This is a genomic window from Skermanella sp., assembly GCF_059503625.1.
In genome coordinates, this window is sequence record NZ_JCACHA010001192.1 from 3,195 (window position 1) to 4,800 (window position 1,606).

Annotated in this window: 2 protein-coding genes; both read right to left on the reverse strand. The window is 65.9% G+C overall.

The genetic code is table 11. The annotated features are described in order from the left end of the window. Positions 1-93: 93 nt before the first annotated feature. Complete coding sequence (locus tag AC5JJ6_RS41925; protein ID WP_496047745.1) at positions 94-828, reverse strand: hypothetical protein; 735 nt, start codon at positions 826-828, stop codon at positions 94-96. Between the two features lie 103 nt (positions 829-931). Further along, the coding region (locus AC5JJ6_RS41930) for an NAD(P)/FAD-dependent oxidoreductase (protein ID WP_496047746.1) at positions 932-1,606 on the reverse strand (675 nt) is incomplete at its 5' end.

Below are 1,606 nucleotides of genomic sequence, written 5' to 3' on the forward strand. Positions count from 1 at the left end.
CCCCCCCCCGCGGCCGGCGCGGGCCTCTTTCCCGTCGGGGCGGGGTGTGGTGGTGGGGGCGCCCCCCCCCCCCACCACTCCGTCAACGCAGCCTTATGGCTGCTCCAGGTTGGCGCAAAGCCGGGGCTCGGACGCGCACAGGACGGGCTTGGAATTGCCCAGCTTGCCATGGGCGCAGACATTGCCGGTGCGGGAATACTCCTCCCTCGAGTCGTGTCTGTCGTGCAGTCTGTCGCGCTCGCTCAGCATATCGCTGGAGACACGGTCGAGATGCTGGCGGATCGTCCGGGCCATCCGCTCGCCGATCCGCTCCACATCGGATTCGCGTTTGGCGACCTGGGAGCCGGCCTGCTTCACCGCGAACTCGATCTTGCGCTGGATGATCGGCGTGAAGCGGTCCAGCACGTCCTGGTCGATCCTGTAATGCAGGACCTCGTGCTGCCAGACCGATTCACGGATGCAGTCGTCGTCTTCCAACTCGCTCCCGACATAGATCTTCGGGTCCGTCAGCGTGACCGTGACTTCCACCGCCTCGATCGAAACGCACAACTCCCGCCCGTCGCTTGTCCAACGGTAGCGCGACTGCTGGGCGACTGTGAAGGCCCCGACATAGAGGCCGGCGGGATGGGCGCCGGGCTTCTTGAACAGGCGGGTCAATTCGCTATAGGTGCGCTCCTCGCGGGTCAGCGGCGCGTTCTGCGCTATCTTCAGCGAAACGGTCGCGTCAGGCGGGCGGGTCTGGCAGGTCTGCGCGGATGCCGGCGCCGCGAGCGGGAACGTCAGGATGAACAGCCCCAGGGCTGCCGATACGATTGACCTGTTGGACACGGGCGGGCGCGCTGCTGTGATGACTGATCTCATCATTCATCACAGCAAATGCGGCAATTTTCCAATCCTTTCGAGTTAACTCCCCGTCCGTTACCCCCTCATGTCACAGCAGGTCGCGCAGCCTGAACCATGCCATCGCCAAAACCAGCAGCGGTGTGCGGGCAGCGCCGCCGGGGAAGCTGGCATGGGGCAGGCGGGCAAATACGTCGAACCGCTCGGCGGTCCCGCCGACCGCTTCCGCGATCAGCTTGCCCGCCAACCCGGTCAGGGCGACGCCGTGGCCCGAATAACCGTGGGCAAAGAAGACATTGTCCCCGAGTCGCCCGAAATGGGGCGTCCGGTTCATGGTTATCGCGACGTTGCCGCCCCAGCAATGATCGATCCGCGCGTCTGCCAGTTGCGGGAAGTAGCGCAGCATGGTCTTGCGGAGAAGCCGCTTCAGGTCCGGCCGGTCGAGCGCCGAGTAGCTGACGCCGCCTCCGAACAGCAGGCGGTGATCGGGCGAGCGGCGGTAGTAATTGAGGACGAAGTTGACGTCCGCGACTGCGTGGCCGCTTGGGATCAGCTCGGCCGCCCGTTGTTCGCCCAGCGGTTCGGTCGCGATCATGTATGTCGCGACCGGCATGATCTTGGCAGCCAGTTCCGGCGCCAGGCGGCCCACATAGGCGTTGCCGGCCAGCACCATGTACCGGGCGCGGACCGCGCCGGCAGCGGTATGAGCCGCGGGAGAGGCTCCGGTTTCGATCCACACCACACGCGAGCCTTCGAAGATCCGGGC